The 5,561-nt window shown below is 40.9% G+C and carries 8 protein-coding genes; 7 read left to right on the top strand and 1 reads right to left on the bottom strand.

Annotated features, from left to right (window positions below; translation table 11 throughout):
- Positions 1-117 precede the first annotated feature (117 nt).
- The 4 genes from LGZ99_RS23180 to LGZ99_RS23165 all read left to right on the top strand — a co-directional run bounded on the left by LGZ99_RS23180 (position 118) and on the right by LGZ99_RS23165 (position 3,526).
- Positions 118-486, top strand: a complete 369-nt coding sequence (locus LGZ99_RS23180) for a phage tail tube protein (protein WP_036841051.1) — start codon at positions 118-120, stop codon at positions 484-486.
- Between the two features lie 14 nt (positions 487-500).
- A complete protein-coding gene (locus tag LGZ99_RS23175; RefSeq protein ID WP_051769697.1) occupies positions 501-791 on the top strand; it encodes a phage tail assembly protein in 291 nt (96 codons plus the stop codon).
- Positions 792-905: 114 nt separating this feature from the next.
- The gene (locus LGZ99_RS23170) at positions 906-2,891 is read left to right on the top strand and encodes a hypothetical protein (protein ID WP_036841049.1); all 1,986 of its coding nucleotides are present in this window, start codon (positions 906-908) and stop codon (positions 2,889-2,891) included.
- 56 nt (positions 2,892-2,947) lie between these two features.
- On the top strand, positions 2,948-3,526 hold the full coding sequence (locus tag LGZ99_RS23165) for a zinc ribbon domain-containing protein (RefSeq protein WP_051769694.1): 579 nt from the start codon (positions 2,948-2,950) through the stop codon (positions 3,524-3,526).
- A 146-nt stretch (positions 3,527-3,672) separates the two neighbouring features.
- On the opposite strand, the gene LGZ99_RS23160 is transcribed toward LGZ99_RS23165, so the two are convergent.
- Positions 3,673-4,140 carry a hypothetical protein gene (locus tag LGZ99_RS23160; protein WP_036841048.1) on the bottom strand — a complete coding sequence of 156 codons (468 nt, stop codon included), beginning with the start codon at positions 4,138-4,140 and terminating at the stop codon, positions 3,673-3,675.
- Between the two features lie 355 nt (positions 4,141-4,495).
- Between LGZ99_RS23160 and LGZ99_RS23155 the strand changes: the two genes are divergently transcribed.
- The 3 genes from LGZ99_RS23155 to LGZ99_RS23145 all read left to right on the top strand — a co-directional run.
- Entirely contained in the window at positions 4,496-4,792 is a 297-nt protein-coding gene (locus tag LGZ99_RS23155; RefSeq protein WP_036841047.1) for a type II toxin-antitoxin system HicB family antitoxin, read from the top strand.
- Between the two features lie 14 nt (positions 4,793-4,806).
- Positions 4,807-5,094 (top strand): type II toxin-antitoxin system HicA family toxin, encoded by a 288-nt coding sequence (locus tag LGZ99_RS23150; protein ID WP_036841046.1) that lies wholly within the window; start codon positions 4,807-4,809, stop codon positions 5,092-5,094.
- An 81-nt stretch (positions 5,095-5,175) separates the two neighbouring features.
- Positions 5,176-5,561, top strand: a 386-nt coding sequence (locus LGZ99_RS23145) for a DNA circularization N-terminal domain-containing protein (RefSeq protein ID WP_262979718.1), incomplete at its 3' end; no start/stop codon positions are given.

Genomic DNA, 5,561 nt, shown 5'->3' with positions numbered 1-5,561 from the left:
AATCCGCAAAATCCGAACAGAATCGATGTTCTGTGGACCGGCACACTCATCAATCAGTTGCGTGTTTTCGCGCTACTTAATCAGTTCCGCTTACAACCGGCAGCTTAAGAGGTAAACATGGGTAATACATCAAACAGGCTGGCGGGTACCGCTTATGTCACCGTCGATGGCATCCGAATAATGGTCGCGGGGGATTTCACCTGGAGCCCTTCAACGGTCACCCGCGAAACCCTCACGGGTATGGACTACGTACACGGCTATAAAGAGAAGCCGCAAGCGGGCTTCATCTCATGCAAAGTGCGTGACAGTGGCGGGACAACCGTTGCTGATTTCAATGACCAGACGAATGTCACTATCGTTGCTGAACTGGCAAACGGTAAGACGATCATTGGTGAAGGCATGTGGACGGTTAACACGCAGGAAGTAGCAAGCGAAGATGCGACTTTTGAAGTACGCTGGGAAGGCACTTCGGTTACTGAAAATTAATTTGGAGAATCAACATGTTAGAAAAAACTAAAACTATCGTATTAAGCACGCCGATTGAGAGCAATGACGGCAAAGTCCGCTACGAGCAGATTGATTTGAAAGAACCCGTATTGATCCAGGTTGAACAGTTTTATGAGGCGAGCAAAAAAGCAAATCCGCTAGCGGCAACTCGGTTATTAATTTCTCTGGTTTCAGAAATTCCCGAATCTGTACTGAAAAAAATGGCAATCAGTGACTTCCATCAGTGTCAGGAGTTTATTGAAAGTTTTTTGGACTCGGAGAACTCCAAATCTGGCAGCAATTAGCCGCTGATGTCACATTTTATTACAAGTGGGGGCCGCGTGATACGTGGCTCTTAACCCGATCACGGCTTGAATGGTGGGTTGAACAAGCTAACCGGATAAGTAAGGAACGAACCAATGGCTAACGCTTTCGATTTTGAGTTAAATGCTGACGAAAATGTCACGAAAGTTATCGATGAAATTAATGCAAAGTTGAATGGACTCAATCCCAATTTGGCAAAAACTCAAGAATGGTTGAAATTTGGCGGTTCTAAATCCACAGAAGGAGTAGATACCCTTGGCATAAAGTTGCGCAACATGTCACGTTATGCCAAAGATAATGTGCAATACCTGGGCGACATGGTGCCCCCGCTTAAGAATTTCGGTGAACTGGCGACAAAATATGGTGGAATAGCAACAAAATTGGGCGGGGTTGGGGTAGCGGCTTATGGAGCATCAAAAGCATTTGAAAACTTAGTAAATATGGGAAAGGAAGCCTATGAATTGGATGTGTCCGCTAAAAACTCAGCAATGAGTGTTCCGGATTTCACACGCTTGCAAGGTGCGTTGATACAAATTGGTGTTAATGCTGATGACGCTAAAAAATCAGTGGAAAGCTTTTATGGAATTTTAAATCATCCTTTACAAGGAAGACGGGACGAAGCCAGAGCGCAATTAACCAGTATGGGGGTTCCTCTCTATGAAAATGAGCACGGAACGATTGATGCATACAAGACTTTTCCAGAAGTCGTTAAGGCTATGCAGAAATACCCGTCCGATGTTCAAAATACCATTGCTGAAAAAATTGGCTTAGATGAACACGGATTAGCGTTGGCACGTAAAGGACCTGAAAAATATCAAAAACTGCTGGCCGGTTCAGATTGGCAGGGTCACACCAGATCACAAGCTGATAATGATAAATTAAACGAATTCAACGACAGGTATAATAATCTAAATTCGTGGTATGAGGGCACAAAAACACGGTTAAGCATTGTTTTTGCTAAATTAGCATTATCAGAGACTGATATTATCGGTGATCTTGCTGGTAGAATAGTTAAAAGAAAAATTGATGATTTCGCTGCCATTGGGCGCTTTGTATCAGATGGGGGATTTTCTTATGAAGATAAAGAAAAAGCATACAAAGATAAATTAAATCATAAAAATAATATTAATAATGAAATTTACCACGGAAACAAAAAAGAGGACCTGCGCAAACAGGCATTAAGAGATAAGGTTTTCAGAAAAAGCTTGTCTTATTACGAAGATTTTCTTTTGAGTTGGGGTTCTACAAACGATGACTTAGAGAAAAAAATCAATGATCGCTATGGTGCGGCATGGGAAGCTGAAAAACGTAAACGTGAAGGCTACAAAGCTCCAAATATTCCTACTCTTGGTATTCAATATCCTAAACTTAAAAACAAGCCCAAGATTAAAAAAGATTCGTTTGGCTTGAGAATTAAAAATCCGGGAAATGTACGCGACGCACCTAATGGAATAGGATATGTACAAGGGAAAAATGGAACATTTGTTAAGTTTGGTAATAATCATGATGGCCTCTCTGCATTAGCTCGTCAACTAATGCTTTACGGCGACAGAGGGAAGAACACTGTTGATAACACAATCAGTACTTATGCACCGGCCGGAGGTGTAGATAGAAATAATACTCAGGAATATATTAATTTCGTGTCAAACGAGACAGGTTTTCTTCCCAATCAACAGCTAGATATGCACGACCCGAAAGTACTTGAAAATCTAATGGTAGCCATGATTAAACAAGAAAATCATGGTCAACAGCCGTTTAGTCAAAAAGAGATCACAGACGCAATAACTGCCGCTATCTTTGACCCAAAATGGCAGGGTTTGCGTGACAAATATTATCTAGGTCAACAACGCATGGTGAATCAACCCGTACCGCCTGAATCGGATAAAAGGCCATCATCTATCTTTGCAAATCAAGCAGATAATAGCGAGATTGCTCAGAATATATCCGACGCCATTCAATCAGCGATTGGTGAAAACAAACTCCAGGTAGAAATCACGATTGTCAGCAACAAGACTGGAGAACGGCAGCAATTTAATGCAAAAACTGGGGGTAGAGTAACAACCTCTATGCAATATCCTTGAATTTATGATGAACTTGATTAATGCTTAGTCAGTTTAATTAAATAAAGAGGTTAGCAATGAAAGGGTTTGGCTATTTTCTGTTGATTCTTGGTTTGATATGGCTTCTTATAGCTTTTAATATTGATACCACAATATTGCCATATGGTCGTGATTACACTCAGGATATTGGAACTATTGCCACCAAACATAATCACGTTTTTTTCGGCGCGTTTGTTACATTCTGTGGATTAATGATGATTTTATTCGGTAGATCATCAGATGATGTAAAGTGCTCTTATTGTGCTGAGTTCATTAATAAAGATGCTATCAAATGTAAACATTGTGGTAGTGATATTCGAGCTACTAGTTCGGCTAAGGCCCTTGCGCGTACACTCGTGATAAATTCAGAATATTTGAAGAGAGCTGAAAACTATCATCACTGTGATTTTGTAGATGAGGATTCCAACATTCGGAAACAACAGGTGGTTGATTTTTGTGCTTTGTGCTTATCGTACATTGATGAGGTGGAGTGCAAGGGAGGGGATGGAAATTCTGCGGAACGCAAGGTGGCATCAATGGTTGCTGACATAAAGACTCATTTGACAGAGGAACAGGCAAAGGAGTTTAAAAAAATTTGCGAATTCCATCTTTATTGATATAGCTAGCCCCGCCATCGTAGCAGGGTTATTTTATCTGTTATTTTTGGGACTCTATCAGCTTCTCTAAACGATCTAGTCGGTTGATTATTTCAAGAGTTAGGTTTATTGGTTGCTGAAGATAAATAAAATCCATGCCTGTTTGATTAAATTGCTTTTTTCGCAACCCTGCACTGGTAGCTTTCTCCACCATGCTCATTGACAAAGTAGCTCACGGCGTCACCAGTAAGTCGGTTGATGGCTACGTTCTGCATAGTGCGCCACTCGCCCCCACGAGACCACTCTATGCGATATTGTATTTGTTCATCTGTGACTACGGGATTAACTACACGGAAATGGGTTGAATCCCGACCTTGTGGTTCCCCATCTTCCCAAACAATGACAAGGCCAGTCCATTTCGCGTTTTTACCGTTTTTAACGCAATTTGTACCGGAAAATTCTGGCCACCCTTTGACATCAAAGCAAAGAGTATTCGGGTCTGATAAATAAATTGAAGGCCAGATAGATGTAATGGTGTTACCTGGGGATTCATTTTCACAAACAATAGGAGATGCAGAAAACGCCATCATAGGTATTGATAATACTAATGCCGCAAAACTTTTTAAATATTTCATCGGTTTCACTCCGTTAATAAATTATTCATTACTTTGAATGAAGCACAATTAATGATCAATGGTTAACATTATTACGCCACTTAATTGCGGTTTTTTTGTAAGCCAGCCTTGGCTTTGGCTGTAACACTATGATGTATAATGTTTTTTACAACTTGGCTTCATCATAATAAGCATTGTACTTAAAGTGTTTATTTATAATGAGGTTACATCTTCTTCGTTTTTCGTTCCTCACTTTTCGTCTAATTTCGAGCTTGCTTTTCTGGGAAATGGATTTGCTTAGTTAATGCTAAACGTATTACACTTACTTATATACGGTCTGTATAGATCTAGTTGCCCGATACAGAGGAGAAGAGAAATGAGATTACGTTGCATGGCTTATCGTCAAGATGGGATGTATATAGCTGCCTGTTTGGATCTTTCTTTGGCTGCGCAGGGTGACAATATAGATGAAGCAGTAAATAAACTCGAAGCCCAGATTGAAGATTACCTCAGTGAGGTGAAATCAGAACCTCAGTACTCCAAACAAATGTTAAGCCGAAAAGCACCGCTATCTATGTGGTTTAAATATTGGCGAATTGCCTTTCGAATTTTCATGAACAGAAAAGACAGTGGCATGGCTAAAGTTTTTAATGAACAGTGCGAACCTGCTTGATGTATGGTAGCGCTATGTTTTTTAAGAAATTAACGCCGTTGAAATACGCCGAAGTCATTAAAGGACTTACTGCTCTTGGTTTTGAGATGAAACCCAAGAAGGGGACTTCTCATGAACAATGGATCAAGAAAACTGAGGGTGGAAAATGGCTAGTCACTGTCGATAAACACCACGCGCCGTTTTCCAGAGACTTGATAAAATCAATGGCGAAACAAGCTGGTATCAGTACCAAAGAGTTTCATTCATTATGCAAGGGCATGATTAGCGCCGAACAAGTGCACGCTGAAAACTCATCGGAATAAGTAAATCTAAGTTTTATCCTACCAATCCTAGCCGCTTAATTGCGGTTTTTTTACATCTGGAAATAACCACAAGGTGGTGATATGCCATTTATCAAAGACGCCATTTCATCATTTTTGGGTAAAGATCAAGAGTGGAAATGGTCAGAACATTTACACCCGGCTTCATTCCGCGGTGTGCCATTTGCCATAGTATCGGGTGAAAGCGTTTTCGGTAGGCGTCAGGCTGTACATGAATATCCGTACCGTGATACAGCCTGGATTGAAGACTTAGGGCGCAGTAGTCGAAAAATTACTCTTCGCGGTTTCATCATTCAAGATAGCAAAGTTTATTCAGCGCCGGATGTTATAACTCAGCGTAATAATTTGGTTGCAGCGTGTGAAGAGGGTGTTAGCGGCACACTGATACACCCCACGCTTGGAGAACTGACAGTTAGTGTCACTGAGTCGGGCCTGCGTGTAAATGAAAG

It is taken from the genome of Photorhabdus temperata (genome assembly GCF_025384845.1).
Taxonomy (GTDB): Bacteria; Pseudomonadota; Gammaproteobacteria; order Enterobacterales; family Enterobacteriaceae; genus Photorhabdus; species Photorhabdus temperata.
Note: the sequence above shows the minus strand (reverse complement) of the source record. Positions and strands in the feature narration are given on the sequence as shown.

Bases quoted from the DNA above. Each gene is read 5' to 3' on its own strand.
- LGZ99_RS23180 (WP_036841051.1), top strand. From the start codon at position 118: ATGGGTAATACATCAAACAGGCTGGCGGGTACCGCTTATGTCACCGTC.
- LGZ99_RS23175 (WP_051769697.1), top strand. From the start codon at position 501: ATGTTAGAAAAAACTAAAACTATCGTATTAAGCACGCCGATTGAGAGC.
- LGZ99_RS23170 (WP_036841049.1), top strand. From the start codon at position 906: ATGGCTAACGCTTTCGATTTTGAGTTAAATGCTGACGAAAATGTCACG.
- LGZ99_RS23165 (WP_051769694.1), top strand. From the start codon at position 2,948: ATGAAAGGGTTTGGCTATTTTCTGTTGATTCTTGGTTTGATATGGCTT.
- LGZ99_RS23160 (WP_036841048.1), bottom strand. From the start codon at position 4,140: ATGAAATATTTAAAAAGTTTTGCGGCATTAGTATTATCAATACCTATG.
- LGZ99_RS23155 (WP_036841047.1), top strand. From the start codon at position 4,496: ATGAGATTACGTTGCATGGCTTATCGTCAAGATGGGATGTATATAGCT.
- LGZ99_RS23150 (WP_036841046.1), top strand. From the start codon at position 4,807: ATGTTTTTTAAGAAATTAACGCCGTTGAAATACGCCGAAGTCATTAAA.